The organism is Streptomyces sp. DG2A-72 (genome assembly GCF_030499575.1).
Taxonomy (GTDB): Bacteria; Actinomycetota; Actinomycetes; order Streptomycetales; family Streptomycetaceae; genus Streptomyces.
Genome location: NZ_JASTLC010000001.1, coordinates 4864463 through 4883150, shown reverse-complemented (window position 1 = coordinate 4883150; position 18688 = coordinate 4864463). Strand labels below are relative to the sequence as shown.

At 69.9% G+C, this 18688-nt stretch carries 20 protein-coding genes and 1 pseudogene; 12 read left to right on the top strand and 9 right to left on the bottom strand.

From position 1 onward, the window contains the following. Positions 1–7 precede the first annotated feature (7 nt). On the bottom strand, positions 8–1384 hold the full coding sequence (locus QQY66_RS23195) for an NAD(P)-binding domain-containing protein (RefSeq protein ID WP_301987459.1): 1377 nt from the start codon (positions 1382–1384) through the stop codon (positions 8–10). A 126-nt stretch (positions 1385–1510) separates the two neighbouring features. Here QQY66_RS23195 and QQY66_RS23190 point away from each other — a divergent pair, with 126 nt between their 5' ends. The 3 genes from QQY66_RS23190 (at position 1511) to pstS (ending at position 4053) form a co-directional block, all read left to right on the top strand. Continuing rightward, on the top strand, positions 1511–2413 hold the full coding sequence (locus tag QQY66_RS23190) for an NAD(P)/FAD-dependent oxidoreductase (protein WP_301982251.1): 903 nt from the start codon (positions 1511–1513) through the stop codon (positions 2411–2413). After that, the gene (locus tag QQY66_RS23185; protein WP_301982250.1) at positions 2338–2703 is read left to right on the top strand and encodes a helix-turn-helix transcriptional regulator; all 366 of its coding nucleotides are present in this window, start codon (positions 2338–2340) and stop codon (positions 2701–2703) included. The genes QQY66_RS23190 and QQY66_RS23185 overlap by 76 nt, the downstream gene beginning before the upstream one ends. A gap of 201 nt (positions 2704–2904) precedes the next feature. Continuing rightward, positions 2905–4053, top strand: coding sequence for a phosphate ABC transporter substrate-binding protein PstS (gene pstS, locus QQY66_RS23180; protein ID WP_301982249.1), 1149 nt, complete (start codon positions 2905–2907; stop codon positions 4051–4053). A gap of 20 nt (positions 4054–4073) precedes the next feature. Here pstS and QQY66_RS23175 read toward each other — a convergent pair whose 3' ends face one another. The 4 genes from QQY66_RS23175 to QQY66_RS23160 are packed head-to-tail and all read right to left on the bottom strand — an operon-like array spanning position 4074 to position 6749. Beyond that, positions 4074–5144, bottom strand: coding sequence for an ArsO family NAD(P)H-dependent flavin-containing monooxygenase (locus tag QQY66_RS23175; protein ID WP_301982248.1), 1071 nt, complete (start codon positions 5142–5144; stop codon positions 4074–4076). After that, positions 5144–5335: a hypothetical protein gene (locus QQY66_RS23170; RefSeq protein WP_301982247.1), complete on the bottom strand. Its 192-nt coding sequence runs from the start codon at positions 5333–5335 to the stop codon at positions 5144–5146. Before QQY66_RS23170 ends, QQY66_RS23175 begins: the two co-directional genes overlap by 1 nt. Beyond that, positions 5335–6444: an ACR3 family arsenite efflux transporter gene (arsB, locus tag QQY66_RS23165; RefSeq protein ID WP_301982246.1), complete on the bottom strand. Its 1110-nt coding sequence runs from the start codon at positions 6442–6444 to the stop codon at positions 5335–5337. Before arsB ends, QQY66_RS23170 begins: the two co-directional genes overlap by 1 nt. Then, a complete protein-coding gene (locus tag QQY66_RS23160) occupies positions 6441–6749 on the bottom strand; it encodes a helix-turn-helix transcriptional regulator (protein ID WP_301982245.1) in 309 nt (102 codons plus the stop codon). The genes arsB and QQY66_RS23160 overlap by 4 nt, the downstream gene beginning before the upstream one ends. Positions 6750–6861: 112 nt before the next feature. On the opposite strand from QQY66_RS23160, the gene QQY66_RS23155 reads away from it, so the two are divergent. The 4 genes from QQY66_RS23155 to QQY66_RS23140 all read left to right on the top strand — a co-directional run bounded on the left by QQY66_RS23155 (position 6862) and on the right by QQY66_RS23140 (position 10127). Next, positions 6862–7275: an arsenate reductase ArsC gene (locus QQY66_RS23155; RefSeq protein WP_301982244.1), complete on the top strand. Its 414-nt coding sequence runs from the start codon at positions 6862–6864 to the stop codon at positions 7273–7275. Then, positions 7272–8276: a thioredoxin-disulfide reductase gene (trxB, locus tag QQY66_RS23150; protein ID WP_301982243.1), complete on the top strand. Its 1005-nt coding sequence runs from the start codon at positions 7272–7274 to the stop codon at positions 8274–8276. Before QQY66_RS23155 ends, trxB begins: the two co-directional genes overlap by 4 nt. A gap of 27 nt (positions 8277–8303) precedes the next feature. Beyond that, positions 8304–8627, top strand: coding sequence for a thioredoxin (gene trxA, locus QQY66_RS23145; RefSeq protein WP_301982242.1), 324 nt, complete (start codon positions 8304–8306; stop codon positions 8625–8627). A 66-nt stretch (positions 8628–8693) separates the two neighbouring features. Further along, the gene (locus tag QQY66_RS23140; protein ID WP_301982241.1) at positions 8694–10127 is read left to right on the top strand and encodes an FAD-dependent oxidoreductase; all 1434 of its coding nucleotides are present in this window, start codon (positions 8694–8696) and stop codon (positions 10125–10127) included. Positions 10128–10143: 16 nt separating this feature from the next. On the opposite strand, the gene QQY66_RS23135 is transcribed toward QQY66_RS23140, so the two are convergent. Then, the gene (locus tag QQY66_RS23135; protein ID WP_301982240.1) at positions 10144–10551 is read right to left on the bottom strand and encodes a metalloregulator ArsR/SmtB family transcription factor; all 408 of its coding nucleotides are present in this window, start codon (positions 10549–10551) and stop codon (positions 10144–10146) included. Positions 10552–10887: 336 nt separating this feature from the next. Here QQY66_RS23135 and QQY66_RS23130 point away from each other — a divergent pair. Then, positions 10888–11168 (top strand): annotated as a pseudogene (locus QQY66_RS23130) (site-specific integrase); the annotation flags it as partial. A 236-nt stretch (positions 11169–11404) separates the two neighbouring features. Here QQY66_RS23130 and QQY66_RS23125 read toward each other — a convergent pair. After that, positions 11405–12640, bottom strand: coding sequence for an SWIM zinc finger family protein (locus QQY66_RS23125; protein WP_301982239.1), 1236 nt, complete (start codon positions 12638–12640; stop codon positions 11405–11407). Continuing rightward, entirely contained in the window at positions 12637–15444 is a 2808-nt protein-coding gene (locus tag QQY66_RS23120; protein ID WP_301987458.1) for a DEAD/DEAH box helicase, read from the bottom strand. The genes QQY66_RS23125 and QQY66_RS23120 overlap by 4 nt, the downstream gene beginning before the upstream one ends. A 263-nt stretch (positions 15445–15707) precedes the next feature. Between QQY66_RS23120 and QQY66_RS23115 the strand changes: the two genes are divergently transcribed. From QQY66_RS23115 to QQY66_RS23105, 3 genes are all read left to right on the top strand, one after another. Next, positions 15708–15902, top strand: coding sequence for a hypothetical protein (locus tag QQY66_RS23115; protein WP_301982238.1), 195 nt, complete (start codon positions 15708–15710; stop codon positions 15900–15902). Positions 15903–16002: 100 nt separating this feature from the next. Next, positions 16003–16251, top strand: a complete 249-nt coding sequence (locus QQY66_RS23110; protein ID WP_301982237.1) for a hypothetical protein — start codon at positions 16003–16005, stop codon at positions 16249–16251. Further along, a complete protein-coding gene (locus tag QQY66_RS23105) occupies positions 16248–16649 on the top strand; it encodes a DNA-binding protein (RefSeq protein WP_301982236.1) in 402 nt (133 codons plus the stop codon). The genes QQY66_RS23110 and QQY66_RS23105 overlap by 4 nt, the downstream gene beginning before the upstream one ends. Positions 16650–16937: 288 nt before the next feature. Here QQY66_RS23105 and QQY66_RS23100 read toward each other — a convergent pair whose 3' ends face one another. After that, on the bottom strand, positions 16938–18359 hold the full coding sequence (locus QQY66_RS23100; protein ID WP_301982235.1) for an ATP-binding protein: 1422 nt from the start codon (positions 18357–18359) through the stop codon (positions 16938–16940). Between the two features lie 65 nt (positions 18360–18424). Here QQY66_RS23100 and QQY66_RS23095 point away from each other — a divergent pair, with 65 nt between their 5' ends. Then, entirely contained in the window at positions 18425–18601 is a 177-nt protein-coding gene (locus QQY66_RS23095) for a hypothetical protein (RefSeq protein WP_301982234.1), read from the top strand. The last annotated feature ends 87 nt before the right edge of the window (positions 18602–18688 follow it).

Sequence of the window (18688 nt, the reverse complement as noted above, 5' to 3'; positions counted from 1 at the left end):
GGGGAGTTCAGCAGCCTCCGGACGAGGCCGGGGCGCCGATGCCGATCTGGACGGTGGCGGGCGCGGCGCAGCAGCCTCCGCCTTCGCTGCCCTGCGCGGCGTCGGGGTCGTCGAACAGGCCCGCGCCGCCGCACACTCCGGTCTCCGGCAGGGTCAGCTCAACCCGTTCGGCGGCCTCTTGGTCGCCGGCGAGTGATGCGGCGATGGAGCGGACCTGCTCGTAACCGGTCATGGCGAGGAACGTGGGGGCGCGGCCGTAGGACTTCATGCCGACCAGGTAGATGCCCTGTTCTGGGTGAGACAGCTCGTTCACGCCGTGCGGGTAGACCGTGCCGCACGAGTGCACGTTCGGATCGATGAGCGGGGCGAGTGCGGTCGGCGCCTGGAGGCGCTCGTCCAGGCCGAGGCGGACCTCGGAGAGGAAGGACAGATCGGGGCGGAAGCCGGTCAGCACGATGATCTCGTCGACGGGGTCGAGGCGGCGGCCGTCCTCCGCGACGAGCACCAGGCGTCCGTCGGCGTCGCGCTCGACCGCCTCGGTGCGGAAGCCCGTGGCGGCCGACGCGTGGCCGCTCTCGACGGCGGCCTTGGCGCGCAGGCCGAGAGCACCGCGGGCGGGGAGCTCGTCGGCTTCGCCGCCGCCGTACGTGGAACCGGTGATACCGCGGCGCAGGATCCACACCGCGTGCGTGCCCTCGTCTTCCTTCGCCAGGTCGGCGAGCTGGGCGAGGGCGGTGAAGGCGGAGGCACCGGAGCCGACGACCGCGGTGCGCTGGCCCGCGTAACGGGCCCGTACGGCGGGGTCCTTGAGGTCGGGGACGCGGTAGGAGATGTGCTCGGCTGCTGTCTTCTCGCCGAGGGCGGGCAGGCCGTCCGCGCCGATCGGGCTGGGCACGGACCAGGTGCCGGAGGCGTCGACGACGGCACGGGCGGTGATCCGCTCCTCGCGCCCGTCCGCGTGTGTGACGTGCACGGTGAAGGGCTGCTCGGCACGGCCCGAGTCGACGATCCGGTCGCGGCCGGCGCGGGCCACCCCGGTCACGGTCGCGCCGTAGCGGATCTTGTCGCCGAGGGTGTCGGCGAGCGGCTGGAGGTACCGCTCGGCCCAGTCGCCGCCGGTCGGGTAGGCGGCGTTGTCGGGGCGGACCCAGCCGGTCGGCGCCAGGAGCTTCTCGGCGGCCGGGTCGACGACCTCCGCCCAGGTGGAGAACAGCCGCACGTGCGACCAGTCGCGGACGGCGGTGCCCGCTGCCGGTCCGGCTTCCAGGACCAGCGGTTCGAGGCCGCGCGCGACGAGGTGGGCGGCGGCGGCCAGGCCGATGGGGCCGGCTCCGACGACCACGACGGGCAGCTGGTCGGTGGTGGGCACGGTGGTGATGGACACTGCCACGAGGTTCCCCTTTGCTTCGACATCCGTCGATGGCTTGCGCGGCCCAGCATGCCACCTGATTCGATAAGCGTCAACATAGACACTCTTCGAATCTGGGAGGTTGGGCTATGGAGCGGATCGATGTGGCGGCAATCGGTGGTGGCCAGTCCGGGCGCGTCGGAGCAGGCGGCCGGGTCGTGGCCCGGCTACTACAACAGCCTCACCCTGTTCTCCCCGGCCAGGTACAGCTCGTTGCCCGGTATGCCGTTCGGCGGTGATCCGGACCGATACCCGCACCGCGACGAGGTCGTCACCTACCTGCTGCGCTACGCCGACCGGCTGGATGCCGACATCCGCACCCGGACCCGGGTGCGCGAAGTCCACACCGGCAACGGCGCGTTCACACTGGAGCTGGAAGACGGCGGACGGCTGTCGGCGCGGGCCGTGGTCGCGGCATCCGGAACCTTCGGACGCCCGCACCAGCCCGACCTGCCAGGACTGGACACCTTCACCGGCCAATTGCTCCATGCCGCCGACTACCGCAGTCCCGACCCGTTCGCCGGGCACCGCGTCGTGATCGTCGGAGCGGGCAACTCGGCGGTGCAGATCGCCCCCGAACTCGCCGAGCGGGCACGGGTGGCGCTGGCGGCGCGGCATCCGGTGCGCTTCGCCCGCCGGCGGATCCTCGGACGGGATCTGCACTGGTGGCTGGCCCGCACGGGTGCCGACACGCTGCCGATCGGCCGCTTCCTCCGCACCTCGCCGACTCAGTTGGTCATCGACGACGGCCGTTACCGCGCCGCTGTGGCTGCCGGTGCTCCGGACCGGCGTCCGGTGTTCACCAGGATCGACGGCGCCAAGGTCACCTGGACGGACGGGGCCACTGAGGACGTCGACGCGATCCTGCTGGCCACCGGCTACCGGCCGGGACCTCGCCACTCTAGTTCGACATGTGTCAACATAGACGCATGTCGAACACGAAGGTGCTGCCCCTGCTGGAGCCCGAGGTCCCCGAGACGGTGGTGCCGTGCTGTCCGCCGCTGACCGAGCGCCCCTTCACCGCCGAAGAGGCCGAGCGGACGGCGAGGATGTTCAAGGCGCTCGGCGACCCGGTGCGGCTGCGGTTGTTCTCGCTGGTCGCCTCGCACGAGGGCGGCGAGGCGTGCGTGTGCGACATCTCCGACGTCGGCGTCTCCCAGCCGACCGTCTCCCACCACCTGAAGAAGCTCAAGGAGGCCGGGCTGCTGACCTCCGAGCGGCGCGGGACGTGGGTGTACTACCGGGTCGAGCCGAGCGTGGTGGCCGCGATGGGCAACATGCTCACTGCCCGGTAGCCCACCCCTCGGCCCACGGGTCGCGTCACCGCCCCATGCCCCAAGCGTCGGAAACGCGTCAGTAGACGTTCGCACACCCGTTGCCGATCCAGGTCTCGAATAGGCAAGCATCTATGTCTAACGGATGGGGTGAGCGGCGGCTGTCGAGCCGCGGCGATGACGTCCTGCCTGCCATCCGTGTGCTTCCGAAGGGGACCAAGGGTGCAGCACAGAGGCAAGAACCGCAGTCTTCTCGTGCCCATCGGCGCGGCCCTGGCCATCGCCGTCGCGGGGGTGGGAGGCGGGCTCCTGGTCGTGAGCCTGGGAGGCGATGACGATCGCTCCGGGGACGGTTTCGGCAGCACGACTCCTCCGGCTGTCGCCCAGGCGGACTGCGCCGAGGAGGGCAAGGTGCCCGGTTCCGGGTCCACAGCGCAGCAGAACGCGGTCGAACGCTGGATCAAGGAGTACGAGCGTTCGTGCCCGCCCGTGCGGATCGCCTACAACCCGCTGGGCTCGGGCGCGGGAGTGGCCGAGTTCATGCTGGGTGAGACGGCGTTCGGCGGTACCGACGGCGCGTTGAAGCCCGAAGAAGTCGCACTGTCCCGGAAGGTCTGCCCCGGCGGCCACGCCATCGACCTGCCCATGTTGGGCGGGCCCGTAGCCATCGGGCACAACCTCCCGGACGTGGACGACCTCGTGCTGGACGCACCGACGCTCGCCCGCATCTTCGACACCCGCATCACACAGTGGAACGACCCCGCCATTCAGAAGCTGAACCCGGACGTCTCGCTGCCGGATCTCCCCATCAAGGCGGTGCACCGCTCGGACGGCTCGGGCACCACGCAGAACCTGAACGCGTACCTGGCCGGGGCGGCACCGGCACAGTGGCCTTATCCGGCGGAGAAGGCATGGCAGGCCAGGGGCGGTGAGTCGGCGGACGGCTCCAGCCGCGTCGCCGCACAAGTCAAGGCGACCACCGGGGCGATCGGCTATTTCGAGCTTTCCTTCGCCGCCAAGCTGGAGATCAACACGGTCCGCGTCGACACCGGCGCCGCCAAGCCCGTCGCGCCGACCGCCACGACCGCCTCCCGGGGCATCGCGGCGGCCGACATCATCGGCAAGGGCAACGACCTGACCCTGAAGCTCGACTACGACACCTCGGCCGAGGGCGCCTACCCGATCGTCCTCGTGACCTACGAGATCGTCTGCGACAAGGGCAACAACAAGGAGACCCTCCCCGCGCTGAAGTCCTTCCTGACCTACACCGCGAGCGAGGAGGGCCAGGAGATCCTTCCCGATATCCATTACGCGCCGCTGCCGGAGGAAGTCGCCGTGCAGGTCCGCGCGGTGATCAAGACGCTGTCCTGACGGCCCCGCGCTCCTGCTTTTCAGCGGCGGCCCGAGCCCAGCAGCTCCGCGATGCCCTTGGCAGCCTCGCGGGCGGGGCGGCCGACACCGATGAGGGTCGCGGAGGCGGGGCCGGTCCAGTCGCCGTAGCCGAGCAGGTGCAGGCGTGGTTCGGCCACGGCTCGCGTGCCGAGCGTGGCGATGTGGCCACGACGTCCGCGCAGTTGGAGCGGCGCGAGGTGGGAGAGGGCGGGCCGGAATCCGGTGCACCAGATGATCGTGTCGACCTCGGCTCGTGTCCCGTCGGCCCACTCGATGCCGCCGGGGACGAGGCGGGTGAACATCGGCGTGGCTTGCAGCAGGCCGCGGTCGCGGGCCTCGCGTACGGGCGGTACGGCGACGATGTCGCCCAGCGAGGCGACGCCCCCACTGCCCGTACGGCCCTCGTCGAGCGCGCGGCGGCGGGCGGTGGCCGCGTCGAACAGGGCGCGGCCGTCGATGTCGTCGGCGAGGAAGCGCGGCGGGCGCCGGGTGACCCAGGTCAGCTCGGTGTCGTAGGCGAGGTCGGCGGCGATCTGCGCGCCGGAGTTGCCACCGCCGACCACGATCACACGCCGACCCGAGATCTCCTGCGGCGAGCGGTAGTCGACGGTGTGCAGCTGCTCGCCGCCGAATTCGCGCCGACCGGGCACGGCGGGCAGAAAGGGGCGCCACCAACTGCCGGTCGCGCTGATGACCGCGTGCGTGCGCCAGGTGCCGGAGTCGCTCTCCACGCGAAGGAATTCACCGTCGCGGTGCACGCCCAGCACTTGGACCGGCCGCTCGACGGGCAGGTCGTAGCGTTTCTCGTAGTCGCGCAGATACGACACCACATGCGCCGCGTCCGGATACTCCTCGCCCGTCTGCGCCGGCATCAGCCACCCCGGCAGCGAGGAGAACGCGGCCGGGGAGAACAGGTGCAGCGAGTCCCACGTGTGCTGCCATGCACCGCCCGGCGCGGCCTGGGCGTCGAGGATGACGAAGTCCACGCCGAGGCGGCGCAGGTGGTATCCGGCGGCGAGCCCTGACTGGCCGCCGCCGACGATCACCACCTGCGTGTGCCGGTCGTTCATCACGAGGTACGGACGACCTGGGCGTTCTGCGGGCAGCACGCCGCATGGGCACGGTGGGCCGCGTCGCAGGTACTGCACAGCAGCCGTCGCACCGGTGGCTCGGTGGCCACCGGGCGGAAGATCGGCTTCGTGCAGGTCAGGAACTGCTCGGCGACCTGCGCCCCGATGCCGGAGCAGTCCGGACAGTGCATCAGCTCTCCTGCGGTGCCGGCGTCAGTTGCTGACCGGCGCTGAACTTCCGCCGCCAGGCCAGGGAGACGTATACGAGCGCGACCAGGACCGGCACCTCGATCAGCGGGCCGACCACACCCGACAGGGCCTGACCTGACGTCACGCCGAAGGTGGCGATGGCGACCGCGATGGCCAGCTCGAAGTTGTTGCCGGCCGCTGTGAAGGCGAGCGTGGCGGTGCGGTCGTAGGCGAGGCCGATCGCCTTGCCGAGGGCGAACGTGCCGAACCACATCACCGCGAAGTAGACCAGCAGCGGCAGCGCGATGCGGGCCACGTCCAGCGGCTGGGAGGTGATGGTCCTGCCCTGCAGGGCGAAGAGGATGACGATCGTGAAGAGCAGGCCGTAGAGGGCCCAAGGACCGATCTTCGGGAGGAACTTGGACTCGTACTTCTCCTGGCCGAGCTTCTGCTCGCCGATGCGTCGGGTGAGGAACCCGGCCAGCAGCGGGACGCCGAGGAAGATGACGACGTTCAGGGCGATCTTCCACATGGAGATGTCGAGCTGCTCGCCGTCGCCGAGGTTCAGCCAGCCGGGCAGCAGGTCGAGGTAGAACCAGCCGAGCAGGCCGAACGCCAGTACCTGGAAAACGGAGTTGAGGGCGACGAGCACGGCTGCGGCTTCGCGGTCGCCGCAGGCGAGGTCGTTCCAGATGATGACCATGGCGATGCAGCGGGCCAGGCCGACGATGATCAGGCCGGTGCGGTACTCGGGCAGGTCGGGCAGGAAGATCCAGGCCAGCGCGAACATGACCGCGGGGCCGGCGATCCAGTTGATGACCAGCGACGAGATCATCAGTTTGCGGTCGCCGGTGACGGCATCGAGCTTGTCGTAGCGGACCTTGGCCAGCACCGGGTACATCATGATCAGCAGGCCGATGGCGATCGGCAGGGAGATGCCGCCGATCTCGACCTTGGCCAGGGCGTCATTGAGGCCGGGGATGGCGCGCCCGAGGCCGAGACCGACACCCATGGCGATCAGGATCCAGACGGCGAGGAATCGGTCGAGCGTCGACAGCTTCGCGACGACCGAGGACTCCTCGGCGGTCGCGGCTGTTGCGGTGGGGGTCACGGGCAGGCCCTCTTGTTGTCGGCGGCGGTACGAGCGGACTCGGCCAGGTCGGCGAACTGACCGGCGAGCCGGGCGACGACGTCGGGGCGCACCTTGTAGTAGGTGTACCGGCCGCACGGCTCGGTCTCGACGACCCCGGCCTCGCGCAGGACTCTCAGGTGGTTGGAGAGGTTGGTCTGGCGGGCGCCGGTCTCCTCCACCAGGTGGGTGGTGCACAGCGTCTCTTTGGCGAGCAGGGTCACGATCTGGAGCCTGAGCGGGTCGGCCAGAACCCGGATCAGGTCAGTGTCGACTGACGTCTTCATGGGCTGATACTCTCACATCAGTGGTGGCTGACACCATCGGGTGCTGATGTGATCCCACCCGTTCTGATGTGGGGCAGCTCCCGTCCCTGTTGCGAGACAAGAGAGACCTTTGATGTCCGACAAGCCGTCCGTGCTGTTCGTCTGTGTCCACAACGCCGGCCGTTCCCAGATGGCCGCCGCGTGGCTGACCCACCTGGCGGGAGACCGCGTCGAGGTCCGCTCGGCGGGTTCCAACCCGGGCGAGAACGTCAACCCGGCCGCCGTCGAGGCCATGCGCGAGGTCGGCATCGACATCTCTGCCGAGGTGCCGAAGATGCTGACCGTGGACGCGGTCAAGGAGTCCGACGTCTGCATCACCATGGGCTGCGGGGACACCTGCCCCGTCTTCCCCGGCAAGCGGTACCTGGACTGGCAGCTGGAGGACCCGGCCGGACAGGGCGTCGATGCCGTGCGTCCGATCCGCGACGAGATCAAGAAGCTGGTCGAGGACCTGATCGAGGAGATCGCCCCGGAGAAGACCGCATGAGCGCCGCCGAGGACGAGATACGGAACGTCATCGTCATCGGTTCCGGCCCCGCCGGATACACCGCCGCCCTCTACACCGCCCGCGCCGAGCTGAGGCCGCTCGTCTTCGGCGGCGCGATCTTCGTCGGCGGGGCGCTGACCACGACCACCGAAGTCGAGAACTTTCCCGGCTTCCCCGAGGGCGTCGACGGCCCGGTCCTCATGGAGAACATGCGGGCCCAGGCCGAACGCTTCGGCGCGGAGATGGTCGACGACGACATCGTCGAGGTCGACCTCACCGGCGACATCAAGACCGTCACGGACACCGCCGGGACCGTACACCGGGCCAGGACGGTGATCGTCGCGACCGGGTCCGGCTACCGCAAGCTCGGCCTGCCGCGCGAGGACGAGCTGTCCGGCCGGGGCGTGTCCTGGTGCGCGACCTGCGACGGCTTCTTCTTCCGGGACCGGGACATCGTCGTGGTCGGCGGCGGCGACACCGCGATGGAGGAGGCGACCTTCCTCACCCGCTTCGCCCGCTCGGTCACTGTCGTCCACCGGCGCTCGACGCTGCGCGCCTCCCAGGTCATGCAGAACCGCGCCTTCGCCGACGACAAGATCTCCTTCGCCTTCGACAGCGAGATCGCGGAGATCAAGGAGCAGGACGGCAAGCTCGCCGGAGTCGTGCTCCGCGACGTCTTCGCCGACAAGACCCGCGACCTGGACGTGACGGGCTTGTTCATCGCGATCGGCCACGACCCGCGCACCGAGCTGTTCAAGGGCCAGCTGGACCTGGACGACGAGGGTTACCTGAAGGTCGACTCGCCCTCGACCCGTACGAACGTCCCCGGCGTCTTCGCCGCGGGCGACGTCGTCGACCACACCTACCGCCAGGCCATCACCGCGGCTGCCGGCGGCTGCGCGGCGGCTCTCGACGCGGAGCGATACCTGGCCGCCCTGAGCGACACCGGCGCCAGGGCGAACCAAGCCGATGACGACGAGCCGGTCACGGTCGGCGTCTGACGCCCCACCCACGCAGGAGAACACCCCATGGCTCTCAAGAACGTGACCAAGGACTCCTTCGAGCAGGAGGTCCTCAAGAGCGACAAGCCGGTCCTGGTCGACTTCTGGGCCGCCTGGTGCGGCCCGTGCCGCCAGCTCGCCCCCTCCCTGGAGGCGATCGCCGCCGAGCACGGCGACAAGATCGAGATCGTCAAGCTCGACATCGACGAGAACCCGGCCATCGCCGCCCAGTACGGCGTGATGTCCATCCCGACCATGAACGTCTACAAGGGTGGCGAGGTCGTGCAGACCATTGTGGGCGCCAAGCCCAAGGCCGCCCTGGAGCGCGAACTCGCCGACCACCTCGGCTGACGCGCCACGGGTGGGGGTGCCTGGCGCCTCCACCGCTCCCACCCCCTTTCTCATACGGAGGTCCCGGTGGCCAGCAAGCGCATCGTCGCCGTCGGCGGCAGCGACGCCGGCATCAGCGCCGCACTACGCGCCCGCGAGCTGGATCCCGACAGCGAGGTCACCGTGGTCGTGGCCGATGCCTATCCCAACTTCTCCATCTGCGGCATCCCCTACTACGTCTCCGGTGAGGTCGGGCACTGGAGCGACCTCGCCCACCGCACGCTCGCAGACCTCAAGGCCACCGGCATGCAGGTCCGCACCGACACGCTCGCCACGGCCATCGACGTGCCCGGCAAGCGGCTGGCCGCGCGCGACGCCGACGGGCGCACCGAGGAACTGCCGTACGACGCACTGATCGTGGGCACCGGCGCCGTCAGCGTCCGCCCGCCCATCGAGGGCCTCACCGGACCCGACGCGCTCGGTCCGGCCGACGGTGTGCACCTGCTGCACAGCATGGGCGACACCTTCGCTGTCATGCGGACCCTCGCCGAGCAGCGCCCCGAGTCGGCCGTCGTCATCGGCGCCGGGTACATCGGCCTGGAGATGGCGGAGGCCCTGACCACCAGGGGAATGCACGTCATACAGATCGAGGCCCTGCCCGAGGTGCTGCCCACCGTCGACCCGGAACTGGGCGCCCTCGTCCGCACCGAGCTCGACTCCCACGGCGTCGACGTCATCACCGGCACCCAGGTCTCCGCGATCACCCGCGCCCCCTCCGGCGACCTGCTCCGCGTCCACGCCACCCAGTCCAACGGCAGCACCGTCACGTGTGACACCGCCCTCGTCCTGGTCGTCGTCGGCGTACGCCCCGACACCACGCTCGCCGCCTCCGCCGGGGCCCAGCTCGGCGTCAAGGGTGCGATCGCGGTCGACGAGTACATGCGCACCTCACTGCCCGACGTGTACGCGGCCGGGGACTGCGTCGTCACCCACCACCGCCAACTGGGCCCCACATGGCTGCCGCTGGGCACCACCGCCCACAAGCAGGGGCGGATCGCCGGGGAGAACGCGCTGGGTGGCCACCGCCGCTTCGCGGGCAGCCTGGGCACCCAGGTCGTGAAGATCTTCGATGTGGTTGCGGCCCGGACCGGGCTGCGCGAACACGAGGCGCCGGCCGCGGGGCGGGGCTGGACTCCGGCCACCACTGCGAGCCGTCCCGACGATCACAAGGCGTACTACCCGGGCGCCACCCCGATCGCGATCCGCGTCACCGCAGACGCCGACAGCGGGCTGCTGCTGGGCGCTCAGCTGGTCGGCCGCCTCGGCGCGGAGGTCGCCAAGCGGGTCGACACGTACGCGACCGCGCTCTTCCACGGCATGAGCGTGGACGACATCAGCGACCTCGACCTGTCCTACACGCCTCCGCTGGGCTCCCCGTGGGACGCGGTTCAGGTCGCGGCGCAGGCGTGGATGAACGAACACCACCTCGGCGTGCAGCGCAGGATGCTGGGCGCCTTCTGACCTCGTACGGATACCGTCAGGCGGCAGGCACGGGGGTGGGGGTGGGGGTGGGAATGGGCCTCGCGGGTTTCAGGATCTCGCGCACCCGGTGCAGTCCGGCGGGGTCCACCGAGTACCAGACCCAGGTGCCACGCCGGTCCCGGTTGAGCAGACCGGCCTCGGTCATCACCTTCAGGTGATGGCTGATGGTCGGCTGCCGCAGTCCCAAGCACTCGGTCAGATCGCACACGCACGCCTCACCGGCGGGCGCGCGCTCGATGAGCCGCAGCAGTTGCAGCCGGGTCGGGTCGGCGATGGCCTTCAGCATGACGGCGAGCCGTTCGGCCTCGTCGCGGTCGATCAGCAGGCACGACAGCGAGGGAGCGCATGCCTCGGACTCGCCGGTCGCTGCCTCCGGTGCCGCGTCATACGCAGAGATAGCCATCAATCCACCATAAGTGTCGTTCAGATGTTCCCCGGGTGCTCAATGGTCCTGTCCCATGGCTGTTCACCCACGGTTCACCCTCGCTCCAGGCTGTTCAAGAAATAGACATACATCTATGATGCGAGGCGGGGAGAGGTTCCTTGCTTCGGCTTGAAGGGGCCCGCTCATGGACGAGCGAAGGCGGTTCGGCCCCACGACCCCTGCGCTGCGGGACATCGGGCCGGTCCTGGAGCGCATCACCAGGCGCCTGGCCACGCGCCATGGGCGGGCCTTCGTCGGAGATGTCGGCTCTCACCGTTGCAGAACTTCTCAAAACCGCCGCCGGTGCCCGAAGTGCGGCAGGGCGAGACGCTCGGACTGCGCTGGGCTGACGCCGACCTCGCCAACGAGTACCTGAAGCTGCGCCGGAACCGTCTGCGTCCCAGGTACGAGCACGGGTGCCCGGAAGCCTCGCCGTGCGGCCGGAAGACGGGGTACTGCCCGGCCAAGGTGCAGGTCCGGCGTGAGATCACGACTGGAAGCTGCTGCTGGAAGACGCGGGGGTCCGGAACGCCCGGCACACGGCCGCCACCGTGCTCATGCTGCCCGGTGTCCCGGCCCGCGTCATCGATCAGATCGCGGATACGAGATTCGAACTCGTGAGGGGTTGCCCCCAACACGCTTTCCAGATGTTCGTCTGGGGATTCTGGGGCATACGGCAACGTCCTGGCCTGCGGGGCCGCTGGTCCGGGCGGGGGTTCTGAACGGTGCTGTACGCCGGTGAATGCAACCAGAACTGCAACCACGGAAGTGGGAGCAGCGTGAGTGTGTCCAGCTTCTGCTCGTGGTTTCTGGTCAGCGGGGAATCGACTCCCTACTCCCCGTTCTGCGACCAGGCCGTGGTGAGCGCGGTGACCGGGTCACTGTCGGCTGGTGCGGCGGGCCACCATTCGCCGTTGTCGTCCTGGAGGTAGGGGTACCAGCGGGCGTCGGGGCCCAGACGCAGCTGGATGCCGTGGTGGGTGAGGGTGAGGCGGTTGCGCCAGGTTCTGCGGTGTGTGGGGGAGTCGGTCATCTCGGCGAGGGCCGCGTCCAGGGCGCTGCGGGCGGCCTTCATCACCGTCGGGTCGGGGGCGTAGGGCTGTTCGGCGACGGTGATGCCCGTGAGACCGTCGTGGCGCCAGGCGCGGGTGAGGCGTGCGAAGGCACTGGGTTTGGTGTTGGTGTTCTGGATGAGGTGGTGGAACCACTCGGGTCCGGGGTTGCTTGCGGCGATGCGGACGGCGTCCTGGTGCTGGGTCAGGTGCAGGTCGGCGGTGTCGCCCGCGAGGAGCCGGGCGGCGCGCGCGGTGGCGTCGGCCATGAGGCGTTCCAGGTCCGCGGCGGCCAGGCCGGTGCCAGGTGGCGGGGCGACGGGCAGTGCTGTGGTGTGGGCGGCGGGTTCCGGGAGTTCGGGCAGTTCGGGGGGCTCTTCGGCCCAGTGGGCGTACGCGGCGGCGGCCGGGATGCCGGCCGGTGCCGGTGGGGCGGCGGTCTCCTGTGCTGCCGTACGGAGTGCGCGCAGCTGGGCGAAGACCTCCTCGCGACCGCGGCCGCGCAGCGCGAAGAGCACGAATGGGTCGGTGTCGATGGTGGCGGCGATGGCGTAGCAGAGCGCGGCTGCGTGCTTGCAGGGGTATCCCCAGTCGGGGCAGGAGCACTCCGGATCGAGCTCGGTGGGCAGTGGGAGCAGTGGGACGCCTGCGTGCCGGGCGTCGTCCACGAGTTCGGCGGGCATCTCGTCGTCGAGAAGGGCTGCGAGATGTCCGGCGCGGGCCGCGATCGTGTCGAGCAGGGTGTCCCACTGAGGATCGGTGAGGACGGGCAGGTGGACTGAGGAGCGGTACGGGCGCGGGCGGCTGCCCTGGACAGCGGCATTGACCTGGCCCGGAGTGATGGTGACCGGGCCGACCATGCCCTTGCGGGCGTAGGTGCGTCCGCGTGAGAGCCGTCCGGCGTCCAGGGTGGAGTCCTCCAGGGCGGCCACCCATGCCTGGCCCCACCAGGTCGCGGCGAAGGCTCGCTTGCCGCGGGCGGGCGCACGGCGCGGGCCGGGGACAGCGGGGCTCATGACTGCCTTCCCAGGGCGACGAGTTCGGCGAGGTCGGCGTCGGACAGTTCGGTCAGGGCTGCCTCGCCGGAGCCGACGACGGCGTCGGCGAGGGCGCGCTTGGCTTCGAGCAGCTTCGCTACCTTGTCCTCCACGGTTCCCTCCGCGAGGAGCTTGTGTACCTGGACGGGTTTGTCCTGGCCGATGCGGTAGGCGCGGTCGGTGGCCTGGTCCTCGACGGCCGGGTTCCACCAGCGGTCGTAGTGCACGACGTGAGTGGCGCGGGTGAGATTGAGTCCGGTGCCCGCCGCCTTCAACGACAGCAGGAACACGGGCGCTTCACCGCGCTCGAAGCGGTCCACCATCTCCTCGCGCCGCGCGACGGGGGTGGCACCGTGCAGGAAGAGAGTGGGGATGCCGCGCTCGGCGAGATGCTTCTCCAGCAGAGCCGCCATCTGTTTGTACTGCGTGAAGACCAGCATGGATTCGCCTTCGGCGGTGATGGTGTCGAGAAGTTCGTCGAGCAGGTCGAGCTTTCCGGAGCGGCCCCGCAGGGGAGTGGACTGGCGCAGGCTGTGCTCTTTCAAATACTGGGCGGGGTGGTTGCAGATCTGCTTCAGCGCGGTGAGCAGCTTGAGTACCAGACCGCGTCGGGCGATGCCCTCCGACTCCGCGATCTTCGCCATGGTCTCGCGGACCTGTGCCTCGTACAGACTGGTCTGCTCGGCCGTCAGCGGGACGACGTGGTCGGTCTCGGTCTTGGGCGGCAGTTCGGGCGCGATGCCGGGGTCGGACTTCTTGCGGCGCAACAGGAAGGGACGTACGAGACGGGACAGGCGCTCGGCTGCCTCGGGATCCTCGCCCGCCTCGATGGCGCGGGCATGCCGGTCACGGAAGGCGGTGAGTGAGCCGAGGAGCCCGGGGGTGGTCCAGTCGAGCAGTGCCCACAGCTCGGAGAGGTTGTTCTCCACGGGGGTGCCGGTGAGAGCGACGCGGGCGCGGGCGGGCAGGGCACGCAGTTCGCGGGCGGTGACGGCGTAGGGGTTCTTGACGTGCTGGGCCTCGTCGGCGGCCACCAGCGACCAGGCCGTCTCGGCAAGCACTTCGCGGTCGCGGCGCAGCACTCCGTAGGTGACCAGGACGATCTCGTCGCCGACCAGGTCCTTGAGGTGGCGGTCACCGCCGTGGTAGCGGCGTACGGGGGTCAGCGGTGCGAATCTGGCGGCCTCGCGCTGCCAGTTGCCGAGCAGGGAGGCCGGGCAGACGACAAGGGTGGGGCCCGCGGTGGTGGGGTCGCTCTGGCGGTGCAGATGCAGAGCGAGCAAGGTGATGGTCTTGCCCAGGCCCATGTCGTCGGCGAGACAGCCGCCGAGGCCGAGTGCGCACATCTCGGCCAGCCAGGCCAGGCCCCGCTTCTGGTACTCGCGCAACGTGGCCTTGAGGGCGGCGGGCTGGGGCACGGGGGTGCGGGACTCGGGGTCGCGGATACGAGCGACCAAGTCGCCGAGCGCACCGACCGCCGCGCAGGGGACCCGGTCACCGTCCCGCTCGGCCTCGCCGGTCAGCGCGGCGCTCAACGCCTCCATGGGGGTGAGCGGTTCCATCCGGCGGCGCTTGGCGCGGGCCACCAGCTTCGGATCGGCGACCACCCACTGGTCACGAAGCCGGACGAGGGGACGGCGTGACTCTGCGAGAGCATCCATCTCGGCCTCGGTGAGCGGCTCGCCGCCAAGGGAGACCTGCCAGCGGAAGTCGAGGAGGGCCTCGGTGTCCAGCAGGCCGCCCGCGGCGGAACCGGGGGCCGTGCGCTGCCCGATCTCCGCGGTCGCGGTGAGCGACTTGACCAGGTCGCGCGGCCAGTGCACGTCGACACCGGCCGCGCGCAGCGCGTCCGTGGCGTCCCCAAGGAGATCGAAGGCTTCGTCGTCGGTCAACCGGAGCTGATCGGGAGCGGCATCGTTGAGCAGCCTCCGCAGCGGGGGCCAGGCGCGGGCGCCGCGGCGCAGGGCGAGAAGAGTCTCGGTCTCGGCGCGTGGGCCGAGCAGCCGCTCCACTTCGGCCGGCTCGCTCCAGAGTCGTGCGGCCTCGATGACGAGCGCGGGGTCCGCCGCGGTGTGCAGGTGCAGGACGGCCCGGAACTGCCGTCGGCGTCCTTCGGGTACGTCGACGCGCAGGGAGACACTGACCTCGGCGGTGAGCGCCGCCTGGGTCTCCTCGGCCCATTCACGCAAGGCGGGCACGGCGCGGGCCTCGCGCCAGGCGTACGGCAGCGCTCCCATGGCGAGCGGCGCGGCCGGCGTACGGACCAGATCATCGGCGACCGCGTCGCAGAACCGGCGTACCAGCGCAGCCGGTTCGGCGATCCGTACCGGAGCAGGGCCAGGCTCGGGCAGGCAGTGGGCGTGTGGCGGGAAGGCGGCGGCCAGGGCGTCCAGCGTCCGGCGCTGGGCGGCGGTAAAAGGACCCACCTGCCAGGTGTCGTAACCGGCGGGGGTGAGGGCCGGGTGGAGGCGGCCGTCGGCGAGCAGCCGCAGCGCGAAGCGAGTGGCGGCCTGCCAGGCGGCGCCGGAGGGATGCGTCGGCTCCGCATTGGCCAGGGCGGAGACAGCGACGGCGACAGGCAGCGCGTAACCCTCGACCCTGCGCCGCCTGACCGAGCGGCCGTGCGGCAGGACCAGCTCCACCGCCTCGGTCTCAAGGCCGGTGGGCGCCATCCTGTCTCCGGCTGCTGCCTCGGTCGGCTTCCACAGCAGCAGCCGCCCAAGGCGGGCGGGCTCACCGGGCAGGAACACCGCCGCCCAGCCGGCGCCGAGCAGCTCCCTCACGAAGGCGGATGTTTCCTGCCGGGCCAGCGGCGGTGCGCTCCTCGCGCCCGTACTCGGCTCTCGTACGACGACTCGTGCCACTCTCTTCCGCCCTGTCGCTTGCCGGCCCTCCCCCTGGGCCGCTCACTGCCGAACCCCACCAGGCAACGTCACACGCCGGCAACCGCGAGCCTTGGCTTGACTGCCGGCGACGGCGCCACGACAGATACGCCCTGCTGAACACACCGGTCCTCAACCGTACGGTGCAGCGCTACGGTGAGGCCATGAGCACCTGGGCCCCAGCCGCGCTGGAGGCGTTGACCGAAGAGGCCACCGTCGACGCCTACGGCGAGGACGAGCCCAGCTCACCGGGTTCCGGACCTGCCGCTGCCGGAACCCGCCCCCGAGGGCTCGCAATGGATCGAGGCATACCGCTGCTGGGCCCACTGAACTGGCGCGTCGTACGACTGCCCAGCTGAGCCCCTGCTCGAACGGACAGTCCCGCCGCCCTGCCGCTGACCGGACCAACTGCGGGGAACAGACAGCACGTAGCGCGCATACCGCAGTATGCTTGCGGCTATGGCTGACACCACGCGCATCACGGTGACACTCCCCACCAAGCAGGTGGCGGAGCTGAAGAAGATCACGGACAACATCTCCGGCTACGTGGCCGAAGCGGTCGCCAGGCAGATCCGGCACCAGCTCCTGGGGGCCGACCTGCGCAGCCACACAGACGAGCACGGTGCCTTCAGTGAGGAAGAGCTGGCCGAGGCGCGGGCGCGGATCTTCGGTACGACGTCGGCCGCCGGCGGCACGAGCGCCGCGTGAGCGGGCACATTGAGACCGTCGTCCTGGACAGCGAGGGGCTGTCGGCCTGGGTGGCGCAGGACCGGAAGGTTCTGGCGATGTTCCAGGTGTTCCATGACATGGGAGCGGACCTTGTCGTCAGCGCCAACACCATCGTGGAGGTGAGCCGCGCCAGGGTGAACCCGCCCCGACTGCAATGGGCGCTCTCCCGGGTCAAGGTGGAGCCGATCACGGAGGCAGCGGCCAAGGCGGCGGCCCAACTGCTCGAGGGCGCCGGTCTGCACGGACGCAAGTACGCGATCGACGCCACCGTCGCGGAAGCGGCCCTGCGTCAGCCTGGCCCGGTCGCCATCCTCACGTCGGATGTCGATGACATGACCCGGCTGTGCGGCAGCAAGGCCCGGATGATCGGGCTATGACCGCGACATCGTCCCGGGACCATGGACAGATCCGCGTGGATCCGCCGAGACCAGAGCCGCCGCAGGCCAACCCGTGATGGGTGAATAAGGCGTACATTCAGAATGCTGCCAAGGCATGCCGAAGAGCCGGACCGCAATGAGCGGTCCAGCTCTTCGTTTCGCCTGTTCAGGCGGCTGCGGAGGATACGAGATTCGAACTCGTGAGGGGTTGCCCCCCGGTCTCTGCCCGGACCGCAGCGGACGGAGGCGAAGGCAACCAGAACTGCAACCACAGAAGCCCAGCTCTGCTCACACCTTGCGCCAGGCGGTGAGCAGTTCGTCGGGGCCGTAGGCCGCCTGAAGACCGGAACATCTGATCCCGCTGCGGGAGACCGCCACGAGCGGTACTGGCTCGTCGGTGACCGCCGCCCGGTGCTTCTGCAGTGCTGCCAGGTCGTGGCTGTCGAACGCGGAGTTCTCCAACCACTTGACCGAGCCGAGGAAGAGCAACTGCTTGGCCACCGGCTGCCGGTCGGCGCCCACCAAGTCGATTTCCACGTCGTTGTTGCGGGTCCAGTAGCCGCCGATCGTCGGGGCGGCGGGCAGGAGCCCGTCCGGCAGGAGGCGGGCGAGGGATTCCCGGACCAGGGGCTCGATCGCGCGGCCCCGCCAGCTCGTCCACTGCTCCTTGATGCGGCTCAGAGTGAGATCCCCTCGCATCCGCTCGATCTCCGCCATGTGCGGATCCAGAAATGCGAGCCAGAAGCGCAGGTAGGGGTCGGCCACCCGGTAGCGGCGTTCCTTCGACGGCCTGAGCGAGAGCGGCAGCTCGGCGGCCACGACCCTTTTCTGGGTCAGGACGTCAGTGGCTCGGGTGAGAGTGGTGTGGGCGATGCCGCCCGCCGCGCGAGCGATGTTGGTGAAGGTTCGTTCCCCGGCTCCGATGGCCCGCAGGACTTCCCTGCTCATCGCCTGCGGTGGAAACTCCGCGGCCAGTGACCGTTCAGCGGAGACCAGCAGCGCCGAGATCGGGTTGTCCAGCGAGTCGCGGAGGAACTCCCAGACATCCGCTCCGGCCCGCCACTCGGCACAGATCAGAGGTAGACCTCCCGTGATCAGAGCGGCATCGAACGCGGCCGCCGGAGACAGGCCGAGCATTTCGCCGATGTCGGCCGGGTTCAAAGGCCCCACGATCATTTCCCGGCCCCGCTGGTGAAAGGGCCGGTCGTAGCTGTTCAGCGCCTCCATCATCGACAGATCGGACCCGACCAGGAGGAGAAGCACCGGCTTGCGGCTGAGCAGCCGGTCCCATGCCCGCTGGAGCATGCCCTCGAAGGCGTCGATGCGGTCCATGAGATACGGAACCTCGTCGATGACGACGACGCTGGGAGTGTCGTCGGGCAGGATCTCCGCAAGCAGCCTGAGTGCCGCGTTCCACTGCTCCGGAGTCTCCTCCGAGAACAGTTCCCGCTCCGGCAGGGTGGATCTGGCGACGGCGTCGAGCAGCTCCGTCAGCTCGTCCTCCGCCGTGCCGCCCGCCGCGGTGAAGAAGAGGTACGGCGTCTCGGTCCGCCGGATGAACTCCTCGACGAGGCTGGACTTGCCGACCCGTCTCCGTCCGCGCATGAGGATGCACTGACCGGGTTTCGCCGACCCGGCGGCGTCGTGAACCGCCTGCAAGGCGTTGCCGAGCACGTTCAGCTCGCGCTCCCGCCCGATGAAACGACGCATTTAGACTCCCGATAGGGATAGTATCCTTGGCGATACTATCCCTATAGATACCATCTCGCTCGGGCATGAGGCTCGTGACGCTGTGGATACAGGAGAGGGTGACAGTTGCCGCGTACCCGGCGACGATGGGTGTCTTCGGCGTGGCCTTGAGCAGCCGGTTCTGCCAGCAGGTGGACGCCGGCGTCGGCGGACTTGTCCGCGGCGCGGGGATGACGGTGCTTCGGGGCCGCGGCGCCGCCTGACCTTCCTTCGCGGGGGCGGGGCAGCAGCGGCCACCCTGTGCGGCAGGCGCTTTTCGGTACGCACCGTTTCCTTGGTGTCTCGGCGAT

Excerpts from the sequence above, each read along its gene's own strand:
- QQY66_RS23190 (WP_301982251.1), top strand. The coding sequence starts at position 1,511 with ATGTGGCGGCAATCGGTGGTGGCCAGTCCGGGCGCGTCGGAGCAGGCG.
- QQY66_RS23185 (WP_301982250.1), top strand. The coding sequence starts at position 2,338 with ATGTCGAACACGAAGGTGCTGCCCCTGCTGGAGCCCGAGGTCCCCGAG.
- QQY66_RS23175 (WP_301982248.1), bottom strand. The coding sequence starts at position 5,144 with ATGAACGACCGGCACACGCAGGTGGTGATCGTCGGCGGCGGCCAGTCA.
- QQY66_RS23170 (WP_301982247.1), bottom strand. The coding sequence starts at position 5,335 with ATGCACTGTCCGGACTGCTCCGGCATCGGGGCGCAGGTCGCCGAGCAG.
- QQY66_RS23160 (WP_301982245.1), bottom strand. The coding sequence starts at position 6,749 with ATGAAGACGTCAGTCGACACTGACCTGATCCGGGTTCTGGCCGACCCG.
- QQY66_RS23155 (WP_301982244.1), top strand. The coding sequence starts at position 6,862 with ATGTCCGACAAGCCGTCCGTGCTGTTCGTCTGTGTCCACAACGCCGGC.
- trxB (WP_301982243.1), top strand. The coding sequence starts at position 7,272 with ATGAGCGCCGCCGAGGACGAGATACGGAACGTCATCGTCATCGGTTCC.
- trxA (WP_301982242.1), top strand. The coding sequence starts at position 8,304 with ATGGCTCTCAAGAACGTGACCAAGGACTCCTTCGAGCAGGAGGTCCTC.
- QQY66_RS23135 (WP_301982240.1), bottom strand. The coding sequence starts at position 10,551 with ATGGCTATCTCTGCGTATGACGCGGCACCGGAGGCAGCGACCGGCGAG.
- QQY66_RS23125 (WP_301982239.1), bottom strand. The coding sequence starts at position 12,640 with ATGAGCCCCGCTGTCCCCGGCCCGCGCCGTGCGCCCGCCCGCGGCAAG.
- QQY66_RS23115 (WP_301982238.1), top strand. The coding sequence starts at position 15,708 with ATGAGCACCTGGGCCCCAGCCGCGCTGGAGGCGTTGACCGAAGAGGCC.
- QQY66_RS23110 (WP_301982237.1), top strand. The coding sequence starts at position 16,003 with ATGGCTGACACCACGCGCATCACGGTGACACTCCCCACCAAGCAGGTG.
- QQY66_RS23100 (WP_301982235.1), bottom strand. The coding sequence starts at position 18,359 with ATGCGTCGTTTCATCGGGCGGGAGCGCGAGCTGAACGTGCTCGGCAAC.
- QQY66_RS23095 (WP_301982234.1), top strand. The coding sequence starts at position 18,425 with ATGAGGCTCGTGACGCTGTGGATACAGGAGAGGGTGACAGTTGCCGCG.